This window comes from Neobacillus novalis NBRC 102450, assembly GCF_001591805.1.
Taxonomy (GTDB): domain Bacteria; phylum Bacillota; class Bacilli; order Bacillales; family Cytobacillaceae; genus Neobacillus; species Neobacillus novalis.
This window is the reverse complement of sequence record NZ_BCVP01000010.1, coordinates 256071-276082: the sequence shown is the minus strand read 5'-3', so window position 1 is coordinate 276082 and position 20012 is coordinate 256071. Positions and strand designations below refer to the sequence as shown.

Sequence of the window (20012 nt, the reverse complement as noted above, 5' to 3'; positions counted from 1 at the left end):
GTAAAATAGAATGAAGATTGAGCGAATTGAAACGTTTAGGGGCGCAGTTCCACTAACGAAACCGTTCAAAACAGCACTAAGGACCGTTACAACGGCAGAGGCTGTTTTTGTAAAAATAAGCTGTGATAATGGCATTGTCGGCTGGGGAGAGGCACCTCCTACTGTTGTGATTACCGGAGACAGCCTCTTAAGCATCGAATCGGCCATCAACCATGTGATAAAACCATTTTTAGAAAAGAAAAGTCTATTAAACTATGAATTTCTTTTTCAGGGATTGAAGACGATTTTGGTCGGGAATCCGAGTGCAAAGGCAGCCGTCGATATGGCTCTTTATGATTGCTTAGCCCAATACTGCAAGCTGCCGCTTTATCAATTCCTTGGCGGGCATAAGCAGGAATTGGAGACGGATTTCACCGTTAGTGTCAATGGACCTGAAGAAATGGGCGACGACGCCGTTTCCTATATCCAACAAGGTTTCAATGTTCTGAAAGTGAAGGTGGGCAAGGATGATATTAACACCGATTTAGAACGCATCCGTGAAGTGAGGAATCGGGTTGGGAACGAAATCAAAATCCGCCTCGATGCGAATCAAGGCTGGAACGCCAAGGATGCCATCCGGGCCATTCGCAAAATGGAGGATAGCGGCTTAATGATTGAATTGGTCGAACAGCCTGTGAAAGCAGATGATATCGAAGGTCTAAAACAAGTAACAGACCATGTCGATACGCTGATAATGGCAGATGAAAGTGTGTTTACACCTAAGCAGGCTTTTCAAGTATTGAAAACGAGAAGTGCTGATTTAATTAATATCAAGTTGATGAAAGCGGGCGGAATTTATCAGGCGCAGATTATTAACCAGCTTGCCGAAACATGCGGTGTCGAGTGCATGGTAGGCAGTATGATTGAAACCCGTCTTGGGATTTCTGCTGCCGCTCATTTTGCCGCAAGTAAGCAAAATATAACCCGCTATGATTTTGATGCCCCGTTGATGCTTGCGAAGGAAATTGTTGATGGGGGAATCCAATATAATGGGCGACTGATCACAATGCCAAGCGAGCCAGGTCTAGGGATTAAAGGGGTTATTCTTGAAGGGGGAGTTTCTATTGGATAAATGGCTTGTTAGTGTTCCGGTTGCTACGGTTTGGACGTCTTTTGATTCGGCCCGGGAAATTGATTGGGATGCGGTCACAAACCCAGTGGATATAAAAGCATGGTTATCCGGCTTAACATACGAAACACGGTTAGGTTTATGCGAAGACAACCTTGTTCAAACGCAGCTTTTATTCGGTCAAGAGGTTTTGCTCGTAGAGGAAAAAGAGGAGTGGGCTCAAATCATTATCCCGAGTCAGCCTTCATCTAAAAATGAGAGCGGCTATCCTGGCTGGGTTCCGAAATGTCAATTAATGAAATGTCTTGAGGACTGGACTCTAGATAACGGACCTGTGGTAGTTGTAAACAGACCGAAGGCTATTCTTTCGAAAGAAGGCGGTACTTTGGAAGTATCGTTTCAAACGACGCTGCCGCTTATGAAAGAAGAGAATTCGCAGGTACTAGTCAAAATTCCGGATGGGACCGGTGCATTAGGCTGGGAAAATATTGTTGTCTTTGAATCCTTAGCAGCACGTTACAAAGGGACAGGAAGCGATATTGTTTCCGCTGGAGAACAATTCCTAGGCCTGCCCTACCTTTGGGGAGGGATGAGCAGTTATGGCTATGATTGCTCTGGTTTTAGCTATTCCATGTGTAAGGCAAATGGCTATGTCATTCCCCGTGATGCTCATGATCAAGCAAGTGCAGGAAAACCAGTTGCCACAACAGATATAAAACCTGGAGATTTATTGTTCTTTGCCTATGAAGAAGGGAAAGGGAGTATCCATCACGTCGGTATTTATTACGGTGACGGGAAACTGCTTCACGCTCCGAACACCGGTAAAACGGTTGAAATTATTCCGCTTTCAGGAACCATTTACGAGCGGGAACTTTGTGCTGCAAGGCGTTACTGGAATGATACGGAGGCATAATTATGGAAAAATTACTACAGGTAAATAACTTGAAAAAGCATTTCGATTTAGGGCATGGCGAAATCCTGAAAGCGGTTGACGGGGTAACATTTCATATTAATAAGGGCGAAACCTTTGGCATCGTTGGTGAATCGGGCTGCGGCAAATCCACTGCCGGCAGGACAATCATCGGCCTATATGACCGGACAGAAGGGGAAGTTCTTTTTAACGGGAAAAACATTCACAACTTAAAATCGCGGGAACGGTTTGCCTTTCACCGGCAAATCCAAATGATTTTTCAAGATCCATATGCATCATTAAACCCGAGATCAACCGTAAGTGAAATTATCTCTGAGCCGATGGAAGTTCATGGCCTTTATCCAAATAAAAAGGAACGAATGAAGCGGGTCTATCAATTATTAGAGGATGTTGGCTTAAATAAAGACCATGCCAATCGTTATCCCCATGAGTTCAGCGGCGGCCAGCGCCAACGAATTGGCATTGCCCGTGCACTGGCGCTGGACCCCGAATTTATTATTGCAGATGAACCGATTTCCGCTTTAGATGTGTCCATCCAAGCCCAGGTGGTGAACTTGTTGAAGCGGCTTCAAAAGGAAAAAGGGTTAACCTACCTATTCATCGCTCATGACCTTTCCATGGTAAAACAAATCAGCGACCGGATTGGCGTCATGTATTTAGGTCAATTAGTAGAGTTAACGTCCAGCACTGAGCTGTATAATAAGCCGATGCATCCCTATACCCAAGCACTGCTGTCAGCGATTCCGATTCCTGACCCGGATGTGGAGGATCAACGGGAACGGATTATTTTACAAGGGGAGCTCCCTAGCCCAATTAATCCTCCAAGCGGCTGTGTGTTTCGAACACGCTGCCCAGCAGCGATGGAAGTATGTGCATCCGAAAAACCAAAATGGCAGGAAATAGACAAGGATCATTTTGTTGCTTGTCATTTATATGATAAAAACAGGACCGGCGGCCAGGATTATTCGCAAGTTGCCGCGACGAGATAAACGATGTTGACCTTAGAGGAGAAAATAAAGGGAGAAATTACCTGCTTTCAAGGGAGAATTGGGATAGCGGTTGAAATTGCGAATAAACGTATTTCTTTAAACAGTGTGGAAGTCTTTCCATCCGCAAGTGTGATAAAGGTTCCGATATTAATTGAGGGACTCCGGCAGGCTGAAACAGGAAAAATAAACCTGAATGAGTTAACGACCATTGATAAAAGGGTTGGCGGATCAGGTGTCCTGCAGGCATTATCGGCAAAAGTATCAATGACGATAAAAGACCTAATGACCTTAATGATTACCGTTTCTGATAACACGACGACTAATTTATTAATAGATTTATTAGGAATGGACTCTATTAACAGCACTATTGAAAAATTATCGATGGAGCATACTAAACTCAGCCGAAAAATGATGGATTTTGAAGCCATTGAGCAAGGCTATAATAATTTTACTAGTCCATCGGATATGATCAAATGCTTGAAGGTAATTAATGAAGGGGATTTTTTATCAGAAGAAAGCCGCAAGCTTGCAGTAGAAATTATGCATTACCAACAGTTCCATGATAAGCTTACGGCAATGATGGACCTTGATCGGGTTTTTGCGGCAAGTAAAACAGGCGGGCTGCCGAATGTCGAGCATGATTGTGCGATCCTCAAGTACGGCGGGAAAACCGCGTATGCTGTAGTATTAACAGATCAATTGGATAACCACTTTGCAGCTAAGCAGCTAATTAGTAAAATTGGTAAGCATTTATATGATCATTTAGTTGAAGAATAGTAGTATAAGAGTGTTTTATTCCTATTAAAAATAATGGACTGACTGTATTAATACAGTCAGTCTATTATAATTATTATGATCATCCAGTCTTTTCTTCTTCAATATAAGTATATTCTTTCTCCCAGAAATCTGCATCTTTTAGACCGATTTTAACCGGATCGAAAACTGGATCTTTTCCATCTTTCTTCTGTGCCTCATAATCTTTTAGAACTTTCAAGGCAGGTTTAGTTAAAAGCAGGATCGCAATGATATTTAGCCAAGCCATACTTCCAACACCAATATCTCCCATGGCCCAAGCAAGTTTTGCGGTTTTCACTGTTCCGTAGAACGTCATTCCTAAAAAGGCAATTTTTAAAACAAATTCTGTCCATACGCGTCTTGTTTTTTGATTAATATAGGCTAGATTTGTTTCTGCCATATAATAATAGGCCATGATCGTTGTAAAGGCAAAGAATAATAAGGCAATCGCAACGAATGGAGCACCGAAGCTTGGGAAGACAGATTCTACTGCTCTTTGCGTGAATATTGGCCCCGGTTCAACATCGCCAAGAGTATTGACAAGCACTGTATTTTCATCAGGTTTAACATTGTACATTCCGGTTATCAATATCATAAATGCGGTTGCAGAGCAGACAAATAATGTATCGATATAGACTGAAAATGCTTGAACAATTCCTTGTTTTGCGGGATGTGATACTTCAGCAGCAGCGGCAGCATGAGGCGCCGTACCTTGGCCAGCTTCATTTGAATAGATTCCGCGTTTAACTCCCCAAGAAATCGCGGCCCCTAATATTCCTCCAAATGCTGCATCAGCTCCAAATGCACTCGAGAAGATTAATTTAATTACGCCTGGTAATGCTGAAATATTTATAAACGTAATGATAAGTGCGACAATGATGTATCCTAAAGCCATGAAAGGTACGACAAATTCAGCAACTCGAGCTATCCGTTTAACTCCACCAAAAATAATGATGGCTAAACAAACAATGATTACAAGACCTGTTATCCAGGGTTTAATAGAGAAAGCGTTTTCAACTGCTGACGCAATACTATTGGCTTGAACACCTGGTAAAAGCACCCCTGTTGCAATGACGGTTACAATCGCAAACAACACTGCATACCACTTCAATTTTAATCCCTTTTCTATGTAATAGGCAGGGCCACCACGGAACTGACCGTTTTGTTTTACTTTATAAACCTGACCTAAGGCTGCTTCAACAAAGGCTGAACCTGCCCCTAAGAACGCAATTGCCCACATCCAGAAAACTGCACCAGGACCTCCAAAGGCAATTGCAGTAGCTACACCAGCAATATTACCGGTTCCAACCCGACCTGATAGTGCAAGGCTTAATGCTTGAAATGAGGAAATACCTGCTTCTGATTTTCCTCCTTTAAATATTAAAGGAATAATGTCTTTCATATGTCTCACTTGAAGAAATCTAGTTGCAATAGAGTAAAACAATCCTGTCCCTAAACATAAGTAAATAAGTGCGGGACTCCAAATGATATCATTGAGCCAGTTAACAAAATTCTCCATAAAATTCCCCCTTTGTCCTTAATCATTATTATTATATAACAGAATATTATGTGAATAAAAGGAATTTTTTTTATTTTTAAAATATTATTTTGTCGACTGTTGTCGCTCTATTTTTAATAGGACATAATCGATGGGAACTGCCCCTATATAAAACGCACGCTGACCTTTATGACCAGCGTGCACGAATATTATTTCAAGTTATTTACATTATTATTGTTAAAAGGCCACCAGTTGGCTTCGCCAAAGGTTTTCACCATTACAGGGACAAACAATGGCAGGACAATTAATGCATACAATGCTAGGCCGATTAATAGAATTGTAGCAATTTCGAGCAATGATAAAACGCCGGATGGCATCATTGCGGCGAATGTCCCACCTAAGATGATGGCAGCTGAAATAATGACGGTGCCCATCTTTTTCATCGATTGAAGGATCGCTTGTTCAACCGGTAAATCCCGGTATTCGTTGAACCGGTCCATTAAGAATATGCTGTAGTCAATCCCAAGCGCTACCAAGATAACAAAGGCAAAGAATGGTACCGCCCAGCTTATACCTGAATAACCCAGCAAATGAACAAAAATCATTTCCGAAATTGCCATTGAAGTAAAGTAGGTTAGGATTAAGGAACCAATTAAGTAAAGCGGCATAATGATGGAACGCAGTAAAATGATTAGGATGATACTAATCCCGATAAGCATAAGTACAACGGTCCGAGAATAATCTGCCTTGGAAATGGTATCCAGGTCATTGTGCATACTTGATACACCGCCAACGGCCACTTTTGCATTTTCAAGCTTTGTATCCTTAACTGCTCGTTTGACCGCCTGCTTTATTTCTGGGATTCGATTAATCGCTGCATTGGAATACGGATTTTTATTAAAGACGACATCAATCGTCATCACTTTGCGATCCGCTGACATATAAGCATTGAGTGCTTGCTCAAAGTCTTGGCTATCCAATACGTTCTGCGGAATATAAAAACCGTTCTGTTTTTGTTTCGCTACATCTGCAAAATAATCCTCAGCGGAGTTGAGACCGTTTGAAACTTGATTCAAGCCATCCGCACTTTGGGTTAAGCCATCTGAAAGCTGAGTGATTTGACCGTTTATATCCTGAAAACCAGTTAAGAATTGCTGCTGTCCGTTTTTCAGGCCATCCAAACCACTAGAAATAGGTGAAAGGCCTTGGTCAATAATTTTTCCTTGTCCGTCAGCCGCTTCGGCAAGCCCTGTTTCAAGAGCGCCGATTTTTGTAATAAACTGATCCAACCCACCTACCAGCTGTTCTTGACCGGCAATTATTGTTTCAAATTGGCCATTCGCCATATTAAGTCCGTTTTTTGCTCCTGTCAGTTGTTCATTTATTTGCTTCAAGCCGCCGGCTAATTGTTGAGTTGCCGCTTGTGCACCTAGAGCATCCGGATTACCTGGAACACCTTTTATCGTCATTTTTATAGCTTGATAGTTTTCACTTTGGTCAATCGTAGGATATTCTTGTTCAAGACCAGTGAAATATGAATCCATCGCAACTAGGCTTTTGTTTAGTAAATCTACTTTCCCTGCAAGATCATCATAATAGCCTTTAAGTGTTCCGATGCCTATGCTGGCGGATTTATAACCCTCAAGTAGTTGTTTGCCGCCATCACGGACTTTTTCAGCCCCAGCCTTTATTTCAACTAATCCGGCACGTGCCTGGGCAATACTTGTTGAACCATCTTTTAAACCATTTTGAATTTTAGTCAGATTATCTTCAATGGTACCGACCCCGGTTTTAAGGTCATTGGTCCCATCAATCAAGGTGTGAAGCCCATTTGTAGCTTCCTGCATTTTTGGCTGGTTTGCTGCCATCTGGCTGCTTGCTTCGGCAAGACCGTCACTGATTTTCTTGATGCCGTCATTTCCTTCACCAAGTCTGTCCCCAAGGCTGCCTACTTGTTTCGATAGATAAAAATCATCAATCGGTGCGCCTGTTGGCCGGGTTACAGAACGAACGGTTTTTACATCATTTACTTTTTTCAGCTCCTGGCTGATTTTTTCTGTTAGCGCGATATAATCCGATGTGCTCATCTTATCATCGTTTTTGATGACAATTTGTGTTGGCATCGATTCACCGGGACCGAATGAGTCAGCTATGATATTGAAGCCTTTTATCGAAGGATAATCATCACTGATTTCCTCAAGTGAGTTAAAGGATAATTGACCCTTATAGGTGAATAAAAACGGCACCGAAATGACGGCGACAAGGATAAAGGCAATCAACGGACGCGCTAGGGCAAATTTGCCGGCAAAGCCCCAGAATTTGCTATCACCATGCTCAAGCTTGCCTTTGGAAGGCCAAAATAGTTTTTTTCCAAGCACGGCCATGAAAAAGGGCACGACAGTGAAAAGCGCGATTAATAGAATGGCCACACCTACGGCAACGGCGGCTGCCGATTTGTAAAGCTGGAAGGTTGAAAAACCAATCGATGCAAAGCCAATTAAAACCGCCATACCACTGAATAAAACGGTTTTTCCAGCCGTTCGATAAGTGGTAACAATCGCTTCATGCGCATTATCTCTCTTAGCCAGTTCTTCTTTAAAGCGGCTGAGGAGGAGGATACAATAGTCTGTACCAATCCCAAACAGGACGGCGACCAAGAAAATCTGTGTAAAGGTTGACAGTGGAAAGTTAAACTTATCCACTAATATTGAGACGATTGATTGTGCCGTAAGATAGCTGAAGCCGACGGTTACTAACGGAATAATCGGTGCGACAGCAGATCTAAACACTAGCAGGAGAACAATCAAAATGAAACCAACAGTGATTCCTTCTGTTTTTTTCAAGCCTTCTTGTGAGTTTGTGACAAGATCCTCTCCGATGACCCAGCCGCCTGTATAATAATGAGCAAGCTTGGTCTCATCAATCACTTTATATAAATCTTTCGAAATATCTTTAGCTTCCCGGCCATTTGCGGTTACTTTTAGCGAAACAAGAATGGTTTTCCCATCTTTTGAAACAAGCTGATCCTTAAGCTGTTCTTGATTGAAATGTGTGAGGATATCAGTAATTCCAAGTTCATTCTTATTCTTTTCAATTAGTTTTACCGCTTTTTCTGCTGTCGAAAAATCATCCTTTGTTAACTTTTTATTACTATGGAAGACTAGGGCTGTTTGAAGATGACTGCCTTTGTTTTCACTCGACTGGGCATCCTTGAGGACTTTTTCGGCGATGGTCGATGAATAACCTGCGGGTACTTTAATTTGTCCCTTCTCGCGGACAAGTGCTTCCATATTTGGAGCGACCATAAACAGAGCGGTGATCACAGCAATCCATGCAACGAGGATGAACCATTTTCCTCTAATTATTGCTCTCATTTTGTTATTCCCCCAGTTCTTCCTTTTTCTTCTTGTCTAAAATTTGCGCTAATTTTTCATACGTATTGATAAAATTCTTAATTTCTGACTCTTCAAATTGAGTAATAATGGATTCCACGAGAAATTGAATTTTTTCTTGGCAGTTCTGATAAAGAATATTGCCTTCATCCGTTAACGTTAAATATACAACTCTCCTGTCGTTTTCATCACGAGTTCTTTTAATGAGTCCTTTATCGGCCATTCGGTTGATAATCGCCGTGATGGCACTTTTATTCACTTCAAAAGCATCAGCCAATTCAGAGGAAGTGCATTCCCTTGACTGAGAAATGTACCTTAATATGTAGTGCTGGTCATTGGTTAAATCATCGCCAATTTTCCCTTTGATTAATGACTCCGCCTTTTTATGAACTTGAAAAGAAACAGTCACGTATCGGTCGATTAACTCCTGAATAATCTGGTTAGTCACAATATTTTCCACCTCACTAATTTAGTTCAACTGTTTAACTATTCACCTCTTTAACTATAAAACAAACGAAAAGGAGTGTCAATTGCTTATCTTTAAGGAAAAGTTAAGGAACGAAGATAATAATAGGCTTATTCCAATTAAAAAGCATTCTGGTATTTGCCCAGGATTAGAAAAGGAGTATGAATCGATGAAAAAATGGATTTTAATTGCATTGGGTGTTCTGATTGTGGGATTTGTCGGATACCAATGGGTTTCGGCAAAATCAAGTCCACAAGCAGCAATGGGACAAGAAAGAACAGCAGTCGTTCAAAAAGGAAAATTAGATGTCAAGATTAGCGGGTCGGGAACGGTACAGCCGGTAACAAGCGAGGATATTAAGTCTACAGTTGATACCAATGAAATAGATGAAGTTCTCGTTTCGGCTGGAGAGGAAGTTAAAAAAGGAGCGATCTTAATGACATATGTGGATGGAAGTGATCCCATTATCGCTCCAGCAGATGGGGTGATTACCACTATAGCGGTCCAAAACGGAGAACGGGTAAATAATGGACAAGCTGTCGCCCATTTAACGAACTACAAGGACTTACAAACAGTTGTTCAAATCGATGAGTTAGATATTCCTAAAATTAAAATGGATCAAACTGTTAACTTAAAAGTAAATGCCTATCCGGATCAGAGTTACACTGGAAAAGTGTCTTCAGTTGCTGAGGAAGGGACTTCAGCAAACGGCGTTTCTACTTTTGATGTTACCATTCATATCGACAAACCAGATAATCTTAAAGTGGGAATGAGTACGGAGGCAAGCATCCTAACTGCATCTAAAGATAATGCTCTTTATGTTCCTCTGGATGCTGTTCATACAGTCAATGGGGAAAAATTTGTCATCGAAGTTTCAGATAATCAAAATCAAGAAAGCGCGCGTAAGACAGTCAAAACCGGGTTAGCGAATGAGGATTTTGTGGAAATCACTGAAGGTCTTACTGCAGGTGAAACGGTACAATTACCGCAATTAGCTACAAGTGGAAGCTCCTCTGGAAATCAAATGAGAGGAATGGGCGGTAATGGCAGGATGGGAGGAATGGTCCGCATGGAAGGTGGACCAGTACAGTTTAAAGGAAAGGACGGAAACTAATGGGTAAACCGATTATTCAAATAAGGAATCTCATGAAATCATATAAGCTTGGCGGTGAAACCATCCATGCCTTAAATAATGTATCCATTGAAATTGAAAGCGGTGATTTTTTAGCGATCATTGGTCCGTCAGGTTCAGGGAAGTCGACCTTAATGAATATGATTGGCTGTTTGGACAGGCCACAATCCGGAACCTATTTACTAGATGGTAAAGATATTGGGAAAATGAATGATAATCAGTTAGCAGTCATCCGCAATCAAAAAATCGGCTTTATCTTTCAAAACTTTAATCTGTTAACAAAATTATCAGCACTTGAGAATGTAGAACTGCCCTTGTTATATGCAGGTATACCTACAAAAGAACGACGTGAAAGATCCATAGAGAGTCTGGATAAAGTTGGCTTGAAAGAGCGTGCACGAAATTTGCCAACCCAGCTGTCGGGGGGCCAGCAACAGCGGGTTGCTATTGCTAGAGCACTTGCCGGCAATCCATCGATACTCCTTGCTGATGAACCGACAGGTGCCCTAGACAGCAAAACCAGTCAGGAAATTTTATTCTTAATGAAGGAATTAAACGAACTAGGCCATACGATTATTTTAATAACCCATGATTTAATGATTGCCAAACAAGCAAATAGAATGGTCAGTATACAAGATGGGCAGCTGCAAGAGAACGGGGGAGAACTATTTGGGAATTTTGCAATCTATTAAAATGGCACTCCGTAGTATTATGGGGAATAAGCTAAGATCGGCATTAACGATGCTAGGGATGATTATTGGGGTTTCCTCGGTTATTATTCTCGTATCAATTGCGGAAGGGTCCGCGCAAAATGTTACAAGCCAAATTAACCAATTAGGCACAAATTTATTAACCATTAATACCTTTGGAACAGATGTTGCCTTATCAGATGGAAAAATTGATGAGTTAAGTAAATTAAACGGGGTTAAAGCGGTAGCACCTGTCATACAGGGGCGTGTAAATGTGAAAAAGGATAGAACGGCTTCACAGGTTTCCTTAACCGGAACCAATGCCGCCTATTCCACTGTTCGGGATGTATTGGTTAGTCAAGGCCGATTCATTACCGATTTGGATATAGAATATCGGCAGAAGATTGCCGTCATTGGGGCAGATACAGCTGCCACATTTTTTGGAATGGAAAACCCAGTTGGTCAATATCTTCAAATAGAAGGGACGTCCTTCAAGGTTGTTGGCGTTTTGGCCTCAAAGGGAAGCTCCTTGGGTCAAAGTGGCGACAATGTCGTGATTGTACCGTTAAGTACAGGACAGCGCTTAGTAAAAAGTACGACGATCAATCAGGTTTTTTTACAAGGAAAAAGTGAAAATCAAATGGATTTTGTCATGAATGAAGTTGAAATAAAAATGGCTTCCTTTTTTCCTAGCAAGAGCGATTCCTATAGTGTGATGAACCAGAAGGATCTAATGGATACGATGAGCTCTGTCAGCAATACAATGACAATGATGTTAGGTGGTATTGCTAGTATTTCTTTGTTAGTTGGGGGAATCGGAATCATGAATATCATGCTCGTATCGGTATCGGAACGAACAAAGGAAATTGGGATTCGTAAAGCGATTGGGGCGAAAAGACGGGATGTTCTTCTCCAATTCCTGATCGAAGCTGTGGTTTTAAGCGGGGTTGGCGGCATCATTGGGATATTAGCGGGAATAGGATTGGGGGAAATATTATCATCCCTTTTAAGCTTGACTGTATCGTTCACATCGACAGTTATATTATCATCTTTCTTATTTTCATTGGCAGTTGGAGTAATATTTGGCGTATTTCCTGCAAATAAAGCATCCAAATTAAATCCAATTCAAGCACTTCGTTATGAATAATGGTAAAAGGTAAAAAGCGGACACACATATGTTGCGTCCGCTTGATTGTTATATAATAAGAGTAGTATTTTTGAGGAGCGGAAAAGATGCGTTTATTAGTGGTGGAAGATAACCTTTTGTTACTGGAGTCAATCGTACAGCTTTTATCAGACGAATTTGAAGTAGACCAAGCATCGAATGGGGAAGATGCTTTATTTTTGGCGATGCAAAATATTCATGATGCCATTGTTTTAGATGTGATGATTCCGGAAATTGATGGTTTTGAGGTCCTCCAAACGATTCGGGAAGGAGGGTTAAAAATACCAGTTCTCTTCTTAACGGCAAGGGATTCTCTAGAGGATCGGGTAAAGGGCTTGGATAGCGGCGGTGATGATTATTTAGTTAAGCCGTTTCAGACCGCGGAATTAAAGGCTAGAATCCGTGCGTTATTAAGGCGGAGCGGCAGCTTAACGACAAATCAAACGATTCAATATCGAGGTATAGAGCTGTTGGGCAAAGAGCGAGACATCCATGTTAATCGCAAGCCAGTTAAATTAACGTCTAAGCAATATGTGCTATTAGAATATCTAATTCAAAACAAAGGGGCAATTTTAACAAAAGAGCAAATCTATGACCGTGTTTGGGGCTTTGATTCCGATACGACAATTGCTATTGTTGAAGTGTTCATGCACCATCTCCGCAAAAAATTAGAACCATTTGGTTATCATACTGATATTAAAACGATTCGTGGCGTCGGCTATATGCTAAACGAAGAATAGGAGCTAAAATGTTTCGCCAAACACATATAAGACTAACCTTGTTAAACTCCTTGGTTTTTATCTTTTTAATTAGCATTCTCGGAGCCATTATTTATTTTTATACAGAAAGTAGACTCTATAAGGATGTTGACAAATCATTGCGTGAATCAGTTGATATTTTTATAAACCAATCGCAGCCGAGGCAAGTGATCATTGGAGGAGGTCCGGGACCAAGGATAATCCGGAGAGATCCAAGAATCATGACACTATTTTGGAATGAAGACAAGCAGCTTTTAGCAGAGCTGAACCGGGATTTCGAATTATTTAAGGACAATGAAAAGTTCATTCAACCGAAGAATCTGAACAAGGTGCAGGATGTTAAAGTGGGAGACTTTTCTTTTAGATATATTGCTTTTCAAATTGAAGCTCCCAAAGTTGGAAAAGTAACCGTACAATATATTCGCAATGTCAATTCAGAAAAAGATTTATTAGACAGGCTATTGTTAATCATCCTAGTAGGTTGTGGTGTGGGGGTGATTTGTGCAATTGCATTTGGTTACTTCTTAGCGGGAAGGGCTTTGGTTCCGATTACAAACGCGTGGCAGAAGCAGCAGGAGTTTGTTTCCGATGCCTCACATGAGTTAAGAACACCGTTAGCCGTCATTCAAGCAAAAACAGATTTACTATTTCGTTCACCTGGAGCGACAATACAAGAAAAAATTCTCGATGTTTCGACGATTTCCAATGAATCAAGGCGTTTGTCTAAACTGGTGACGAATTTACTGACACTTGCCAGATCAGATTCTGATCAAATTGAAATGAAAAAGTCAGACTTCCAACTTAATGAGCTTTTAAAGGAAATCATCCAACAATATGAAGAAATTGCTATTTATCAAGAAAAGTTTCTTCGACTTGAAGTAGCTGAACCCGTTCATTTTTTTGCGGATAAAGAGAGAATTCACCAGCTAATAGTTATTTTATTGGACAACGCAATGAAGTATACAAATGAAGGCGGTGAGATTCTTCTTTCGTGCACACAAAGCCACTCTTCGATTTTCTTTCAAGTGAAAGATAACGGGATTGGTATCCCCGAAACTGATATTTCGAAAATCTTTGACCGCTTTTTTCAAAGTGATAAGGCACGGATGGCTATTGAAGGGACGGGGCTAGGTTTGTCAATTGCCAAATGGATTATTGAAAAGCATCATGGAAAAACAAAGGTTACCAGCACCCTTAATAAGGGGACAACCATAGAAATAATTTTTCCAAAAGCCCAAAAAACTTAAATTTTGGGCTTTTCTTGTTAAGAAAAACTTAAGGATTTCCCTTCATAATATGTATAGCAATAGTGCAAGCACATTTCGTGCAGTATGTTGATTTGAAGGGAGATTACTGTAATGAAAAAGACGAGAAGAGCCCATTTATGGATCGGCTTAATTGCTTCAGTGTTCATTTTTATCGAAGCACTTAGTGGGTTATTAATGAATGAACCATGGTTAATCGGACAATCACAGCCAGTAATGGTGGGAGGGAATTTCCAGCCGGGTCAATTTAGACAAGGGCAAGTTCTTCAAGGAAGGCAAGATAATTTTGATGAAAGTAATGGTCAACCAGATGGACAAGCTCCTGATCAAGGACAATCACAGTGGCAAAGAGGAACAAATGGAAATGGTCAATTCCAAGGACGTCGTGGATTGGACGGAAATGGAAATTTTGCTGCAGGATTTAGAAGAGAAGGAATGGGACAAGGTTCTGCCCTTAGCATCATCCGCGGCCTTCATGAAGGAAGAATTGGCAATACAAACATTAAGTGGCTATTAGACCTCGTTGCCCTTGCAATGATGTTCCTAACGGGAACAGGTATTTATTTATCGTTTAAAGTTCTTGGTGCCGAGCGAAAGAGGAAGAAACACCATGAAGATAACATCGACCTTACTTAATCAAAAGCCTATGAAAATTAAGCTAAACTTAAGCATTAAGTGATAAAGTTAGTCCAAATTTCAAAATGATAGTATAGAGGAGGCACAGTAATGAAAAGTAAGGTGCAAAAAAAGGCAATAAATCTATTACTAGCTGTATCCATGCTCGGGATGGTTTCTGGATCATACATTTCAACGGCATATGCTGAAGGTAATTCCAATGTAAATCAGGAAAACCCAAGGACTAACACTCTTGCTAACTTAGAAATTACCGGGATTAAGTTGGACCAGCCCTTTTCGTCAGATGTAAAGGAATATTCAGCGACCGTTGAAAATGATGTTCAAACGTTTAAGTTACTTGTAGAAGGTAGTAATCCAGCATCGTCCATTTTCATTAATGGCCAAACAGTAACTAGTGGAAAAGAAGAAACTTTTTCGCTGCAAACCGGAATAAATACCTTTCTAATCACGGTGAGTGATGGCAGCCAAACAGCAAATACTTATACCTTAACAATTACAAGAAAACAAAGTGCAAATAATCTATTGCAAACTATTACACTATCTGCGGGGGCACTCTCGCCGGCATTTTCTTCTGCAATAACTGATTATACTGTTCAAGTAACAAACGATGTTAATGCCATCATGATTACCCCCACGGCAATTGATAAGACAGCAACCATCGCAGTGAATGGAACTTTAGTAAAGGGGGCAGGTGTTTCCGTAAAACTCCCGGATGGAAAAACAGACATAATTATTGTCGTTACAGCAGAAAATGGTGATAAGAGAACTTATACATTACATGTTACCAAAGCTGCAGATACAAGTTCGACACCCAATAATTCATCACAGAATAACAATTCATCAAAGAATAATAATTTTTTACCGAATAACAATTCATCGCAGAATAGCAGAGATAATTCTTTCCTGCCAACTGGGCAGCAGCAAAACGCAGCTACGGAGCAAAAGACAAGTAAGGCAACACTTTCTTCTCTAACAGTTTCCAATGGTACCTGGGGAAAGGATTTTAGCAAAAATAAATTTACCTACCATGTAGCAGTTTCAAATGATGTAAAAACGCTCACTATTAACCCAACCGCAAGCTACAATGCTTCTACAATCATGATTAATGGTGACAGCAGCAAAACAATTCAATTAGAAGATGATAAGAAAACGATTATTCCCATTGTAGTAACCTATGATGATGGTGATCGAAAAACATATGTACTTGTGTTTGATAGAGATGAATAAGTAATTGAAGTTCGGTAGCTTATAAGAATTATAAGCTACCGTTCAACAATGATAGTTCCTTTAAACATGTTCATCCCACAGCTGAAGGTAAATTCTCCTGTTTTGTCTGGTGTGAATGTTAAATTCGTAGTACCTTCTATAAGATTGATATTATTAATATTAAAATCCGGGATCATAAAGGTAGATAAGCAGCTATTATTTTTGAGTGGATTTTCAATTTTTAGTTCAACCGCCACCCCTTTTTTCACTCGAATTACGTTAGGTGTGTAGCCTTTTTCCGTTACGAGCATTTTCACTTTTGGTGTGCCTTCGTTCGTCACATCCACTTCCGATTTTGGAACCTCCAGATTGCTGGATGCTTGTTGTGCTTGTGGTTGAGCAGGTTCATCTTTCCCTGGAATTTTCACAAAATCACTGCTATACATGAATAGGAACAAGGATACAAGCACAACTCCTGCCCCTAAAATGGCAAATGGCGAAAGCTCCTGAGTATCAATCGAAAACTTGTTATTTGTAGCAACCTTAATATAAACAATTACAAAGCCGATGATAACAATATAAAAGCCTAATAAAATACCTAATAAAAGGGTTGGGTTAATAAACTGAAGGAAAAGTCCGAGTATAGCACCATTTATACTTCCCATTAAACCAGCAATTGACCCCATGAGAATAGCCAAAATTCCAACGGGGTGACCGGCTAAAAAACCAATGATAAAGCCAATGATCATGCTGACACCAACGACTAGAAAGGTCTCGCCAGAAAGAATTCCAATAATACTGCCTGTAAGCAGGCCGGTTATCACTGCAATAACCATACTAATCATAACCCCTGGCGTATTCATCAGTTGATTTTTATGACGGTATATTATAAAAATAGAATAACCGGTACCAATCGCAACAACTGCAGCTGAAATAATCGAAAAAATTGTCATTTGGAATCTCCTCTTAAGCTTCATTTGAAATAAACAACATAAGAGTATTATAAATGTAAATATCGGATTGTAATTTGTATTTTGGGTGACTAATATGAACGTTTTATGAAATTTGCCTATAGAGATTAGAATTCGAGGATTTAACTTTCTTTTTCGTTTTCAAGTGCCTTTTTATAAATACGCTTCAGGGCTTCATTCTGCATGCGAATGTATTCAAGCAAAAATTCCTTTTCTTCTTCCTCCAGGTCAAGATCATCTTTGTCATCGTTCATGCGTATCACCCCATTTATTCTAATAACTGCATTTTAACCCATTTAAATAGAAGTTTAAAGGTGAAAGTAAGAAAAATATTCCACGATAGAATTGACATTTGTGTGCGGGAAAGATATAATTTTTAAAAAATACTATTGAAACAATGACGAGGATTAGTAAAGTGAAGTGTTCTTACTTAGAGAGGAAACCATTGGTGCGAGGTTTCTTAAGACGGTCATTTGAACCTGCCTCCGAGTTCTGTATCGGATGAATTTGAAGATACAAGCGGATAAACTCCGTTATCATGGAAAGAGTATAAAGCAATTGCTTTATGAATTTAGGGTGGTACCGCCAGGCCTTGGTCCCTTTTTAGGATCAGGGCCTTTTTGTATTTAAAAAACTTAATGAGGTGTCAAAAATGGCAAAGGAATTTGTAAAAGATGTAACGAGTATGGACGAGGATTTCGCCCAGTGGTATACAGATGTTGTTACGAAAGCAGATTTAATTGACTATTCAAGCGTGCGCGGTTCGATGATTATTCGACCATATGGTTATGCGCTTTGGGATAATATTAAAAATGAATTAGACAGTCGAATTAAAGAAACAGGCCATGAAAATGTCTATATGCCATTGTTTATTCCTGAAAGCCTGTTGCAAAAAGAGAAGGATCATGTTGAAGGCTTTGCTCCTGAAGTGGCTTGGGTTACGCATGGCGGCTCTGAACCATTAGCGGAACGGTTAGTTGTCCGCCCAACATCAGAGGTACTGTTCTGTGAGCATTATAGTAAAATCATTCATTCTCATAGAGATTTACCAAAGCTATATAACCAATGGTCAAATGTTGTCCGCTGGGAAAAAACAACTCGACCGTTCTTAAGAACGGTAGAATTTTTATGGCAGGAAGGACATACAGCCCATGCGACCGATGAGGAAGCGATGGAAGAAACAATTAAGATGCTGAATGTGTATGCTGAGCTTTGTGAAACGGTTCTTGCGATTCCAGTTGTAAAAGGACAAAAGACGGAGAAGGAAAAATTCGCCGGTGCTAAAGCCACTTTCACGATTGAAAGCTTAATGCATGACGGAAAAGCCTTGCAGTCGGGAACTTCGCATCATTTTGGCACAGGCTTTGCCGAAGCATTTAACATTCAATACACGGATAAAGAAGGAAAACTGCAATATGTCCACCAAACATCATGGGGCTTCACAACAAGGATTATTGGCGCCTTGATCATGGTACACGGCGATGACCGCGGACTTGTGATTCCACCAAAAGCAGCACCAACGCAAGTCATGATTGTGCCAATTGCACAGCACAAAGAAGGTGTGCTCGATTTTGCCTACGATTTGAAAGAGTCGCTTGCGTCTGTTGCTCGCGTAAATATTGATGCAAGTGATAAGAAGCCAGGCTGGAAATTCAATGAGTACGAAATGAAGGGGATTCCAGTTCGTCTTGAAGTGGGTCCGAAAGACATTGAAAATAAGCAAGTTGTTTTAGTAAGACGCGATACGTTAGAGAAGGTAATTGTTCCTTTAGCGGAGTTAGAAACAAAGCTTGTTGAGCTGCTGGATGATATTCAATCCAATTTATATAACAAGGCACTGAATCACCGTGAAGAGAGAACTACGGCTGCTTTAACCCTTCCTGAATTACAGGAATCACTTGAAGCGAAACCTGGATTTATCAAAGCGATGTGGTGCGGTGAACTAGCCTGTGAGGAAAAAATCAAAGAAGAAACAGGGGCTACATCACGTTGTATCCCATTTGAACAAGAACAGCTATCAGATTCATGCGTTTGCTGTGGAAAAAAAGCGAAACAGATGGTTTATTGGGCAAAAGCGTACTAAAAATTGCTCAATGAGGGGCTCTTCCTATACGGGAGGGTCTTTTTTTCGAAAAAAAGGGTCTTTGCCTAGAGGTTTAGCGGCAAAAAATAGTTCAATGGGCGAATTTCCTCATTCATTGAGCGAATCTTTGCATTCAACGAGGAATCTCACCACTCAATGGGGAACCTCCCAATTCAATCAGCGAATTTCACCATTCAATCAGCGAATTTCATTTCGCCCTTATTTTCTTGCAAAAATACAGTAAATGAAAAACTCGACCGCACTGAGCCGAGTCGAGTTTTTCATTTAATCAAGTATGTATCTTTTCAAATAGAACTTAGTAATCGCCAAATATTCTCGGGTATAGGATTTGAATACTGCCTTTAAAGGGGTCTTCGCCGGAAGACCTTGTACTTCCAAGCCCTGGTCACGAGCAATTGAAATTGCTCGATACTGATGGAAGGTATTCGTCACCACAAGTCCATGCTTTGCATCTTTGGGAATGAGCTTTTTCGAAAAATCAATATTTTCATATGTATCAGTGGACCGATTTTCTAGTATGATTCGTGATTCGCTAATGCCTTGCTTAGCCAGCTCTCTTTTGATAGATTCCGCTTCGGAAATGTCTTCGCCCCGACCTTTTCCACCTGAGGCAATGACGATTGTATCCTTGTTTTCTAGTAAATATTTCGCTGCAGCATTAATTCGACTCGCAAAGGCCAATGAAGGGACCGTGCCTCTAACACTTGCTCCGAGGACGATTATATAATCTGCATTCTTAGGCGCTTCCAAATTGCTGTACTGGCTAATCTTAAATTGCAAGAAGCCAAAATAAAGTAGTCCTAATGCTACTATAACTCCCACTATTGAAAGCATTCTTTTCTTTTTCTTCATCTTTCTCAATCCATTTCTACATGTTAATGGTACTATCAATAGTTTGATAGTACCA

At 40.4% G+C, this 20012-nt stretch carries 18 protein-coding genes and 1 other annotated feature; of the genes, 12 read left to right on the top strand and 6 right to left on the bottom strand.

Going from position 1 to position 20012, the window contains the following annotated elements; translation table 11 throughout:
• Window positions 1-10 precede the first annotated feature (10 nt).
• Genes BANVL01_RS09255 through BANVL01_RS09240 form a run of 4 tightly spaced genes read left to right on the top strand, consistent with a single transcriptional unit; the run spans window position 11 to window position 3805 of the window.
• The gene (locus BANVL01_RS09255; protein ID WP_066085881.1) at window positions 11-1111 is read left to right on the top strand and encodes a dipeptide epimerase; all 1101 of its coding nucleotides are present in this window, start codon (window positions 11-13) and stop codon (window positions 1109-1111) included.
• Window positions 1104-2021, top strand: a complete 918-nt coding sequence (locus BANVL01_RS09250; protein ID WP_066085884.1) for a C40 family peptidase — start codon at window positions 1104-1106, stop codon at window positions 2019-2021. The genes BANVL01_RS09255 and BANVL01_RS09250 overlap by 8 nt, the downstream gene beginning before the upstream one ends.
• Window positions 2018-3028 (top strand): ABC transporter ATP-binding protein, encoded by a 1011-nt coding sequence (locus BANVL01_RS09245; RefSeq protein WP_280513660.1) that lies wholly within the window; start codon window positions 2018-2020, stop codon window positions 3026-3028. The genes BANVL01_RS09250 and BANVL01_RS09245 overlap by 4 nt, the downstream gene beginning before the upstream one ends.
• Before the next feature lie 3 nt (window positions 3029-3031).
• The gene (locus tag BANVL01_RS09240) at window positions 3032-3805 is read left to right on the top strand and encodes a serine hydrolase (RefSeq protein ID WP_066085890.1); all 774 of its coding nucleotides are present in this window, start codon (window positions 3032-3034) and stop codon (window positions 3803-3805) included.
• 79 nt (window positions 3806-3884) lie between these two features.
• On the opposite strand, the gene BANVL01_RS09235 is transcribed toward BANVL01_RS09240, so the two are convergent.
• The 3 genes from BANVL01_RS09235 to BANVL01_RS09225 all read right to left on the bottom strand — a co-directional run bounded on the left by BANVL01_RS09235 (window position 3885) and on the right by BANVL01_RS09225 (window position 9161).
• The gene (locus BANVL01_RS09235; RefSeq protein ID WP_066085893.1) at window positions 3885-5342 is read right to left on the bottom strand and encodes an alanine/glycine:cation symporter family protein; all 1458 of its coding nucleotides are present in this window, start codon (window positions 5340-5342) and stop codon (window positions 3885-3887) included.
• 188 nt (window positions 5343-5530) lie between these two features.
• On the bottom strand, window positions 5531-8695 hold the full coding sequence (locus BANVL01_RS09230; protein WP_066085896.1) for an MMPL family transporter: 3165 nt from the start codon (window positions 8693-8695) through the stop codon (window positions 5531-5533).
• Between the two features lie 4 nt (window positions 8696-8699).
• Window positions 8700-9161, bottom strand: a complete 462-nt coding sequence (locus tag BANVL01_RS09225) for a MarR family winged helix-turn-helix transcriptional regulator (RefSeq protein ID WP_066085899.1) — start codon at window positions 9159-9161, stop codon at window positions 8700-8702.
• Between the two features lie 187 nt (window positions 9162-9348).
• On the opposite strand from BANVL01_RS09225, the gene BANVL01_RS09220 reads away from it, so the two are divergent.
• The 7 genes from BANVL01_RS09220 to BANVL01_RS09190 all read left to right on the top strand — a co-directional run bounded on the left by BANVL01_RS09220 (window position 9349) and on the right by BANVL01_RS09190 (window position 16051).
• The gene (locus tag BANVL01_RS09220; protein ID WP_066096373.1) at window positions 9349-10293 is read left to right on the top strand and encodes an efflux RND transporter periplasmic adaptor subunit; all 945 of its coding nucleotides are present in this window, start codon (window positions 9349-9351) and stop codon (window positions 10291-10293) included.
• Window positions 10293-11003: an ABC transporter ATP-binding protein gene (locus BANVL01_RS09215; RefSeq protein WP_066085903.1), complete on the top strand. Its 711-nt coding sequence runs from the start codon at window positions 10293-10295 to the stop codon at window positions 11001-11003. The genes BANVL01_RS09220 and BANVL01_RS09215 overlap by 1 nt, the downstream gene beginning before the upstream one ends.
• A gap of 1 nt (window position 11004) precedes the next feature.
• Window positions 11005-12147: an ABC transporter permease gene (locus BANVL01_RS09210; RefSeq protein WP_066096376.1), complete on the top strand. Its 1143-nt coding sequence runs from the start codon at window positions 11005-11007 to the stop codon at window positions 12145-12147.
• An 86-nt stretch (window positions 12148-12233) separates the two neighbouring features.
• On the top strand, window positions 12234-12905 hold the full coding sequence (locus BANVL01_RS09205) for a response regulator transcription factor (protein WP_066085906.1): 672 nt from the start codon (window positions 12234-12236) through the stop codon (window positions 12903-12905).
• An 8-nt stretch (window positions 12906-12913) separates the two neighbouring features.
• On the top strand, window positions 12914-14170 hold the full coding sequence (locus BANVL01_RS09200; RefSeq protein WP_066085909.1) for a sensor histidine kinase: 1257 nt from the start codon (window positions 12914-12916) through the stop codon (window positions 14168-14170).
• A 111-nt stretch (window positions 14171-14281) separates the two neighbouring features.
• Window positions 14282-14824, top strand: a complete 543-nt coding sequence (locus BANVL01_RS09195) for a PepSY-associated TM helix domain-containing protein (protein ID WP_066085912.1) — start codon at window positions 14282-14284, stop codon at window positions 14822-14824.
• 90 nt (window positions 14825-14914) lie between these two features.
• On the top strand, window positions 14915-16051 hold the full coding sequence (locus BANVL01_RS09190) for a cadherin-like beta sandwich domain-containing protein (RefSeq protein WP_066085914.1): 1137 nt from the start codon (window positions 14915-14917) through the stop codon (window positions 16049-16051).
• A gap of 35 nt (window positions 16052-16086) precedes the next feature.
• Here the strand turns inward: BANVL01_RS09190 and BANVL01_RS09185 are convergent, their stop codons facing one another.
• Window positions 16087-16983: a cupredoxin domain-containing protein gene (locus tag BANVL01_RS09185; RefSeq protein WP_066085917.1), complete on the bottom strand. Its 897-nt coding sequence runs from the start codon at window positions 16981-16983 to the stop codon at window positions 16087-16089.
• A 140-nt stretch (window positions 16984-17123) separates the two neighbouring features.
• A complete protein-coding gene (locus BANVL01_RS28565; protein WP_268874917.1) occupies window positions 17124-17255 on the bottom strand; it encodes a hypothetical protein in 132 nt (43 codons plus the stop codon).
• A gap of 134 nt (window positions 17256-17389) precedes the next feature.
• Window positions 17390-17605, top strand: a binding site (T-box leader).
• 48 nt (window positions 17606-17653) lie between these two features.
• Between BANVL01_RS28565 and proS the strand changes: the two genes are divergently transcribed.
• Complete coding sequence (proS, locus tag BANVL01_RS09180; RefSeq protein WP_425311810.1) at window positions 17654-19084, top strand: proline--tRNA ligase; 1431 nt, start codon at window positions 17654-17656, stop codon at window positions 19082-19084.
• A 285-nt stretch (window positions 19085-19369) separates the two neighbouring features.
• Here proS and BANVL01_RS09175 read toward each other — a convergent pair whose 3' ends face one another.
• The gene (locus tag BANVL01_RS09175) at window positions 19370-19957 is read right to left on the bottom strand and encodes a YdcF family protein (protein ID WP_066085925.1); all 588 of its coding nucleotides are present in this window, start codon (window positions 19955-19957) and stop codon (window positions 19370-19372) included.
• Window positions 19958-20012: the final 55 nt, after the last annotated feature.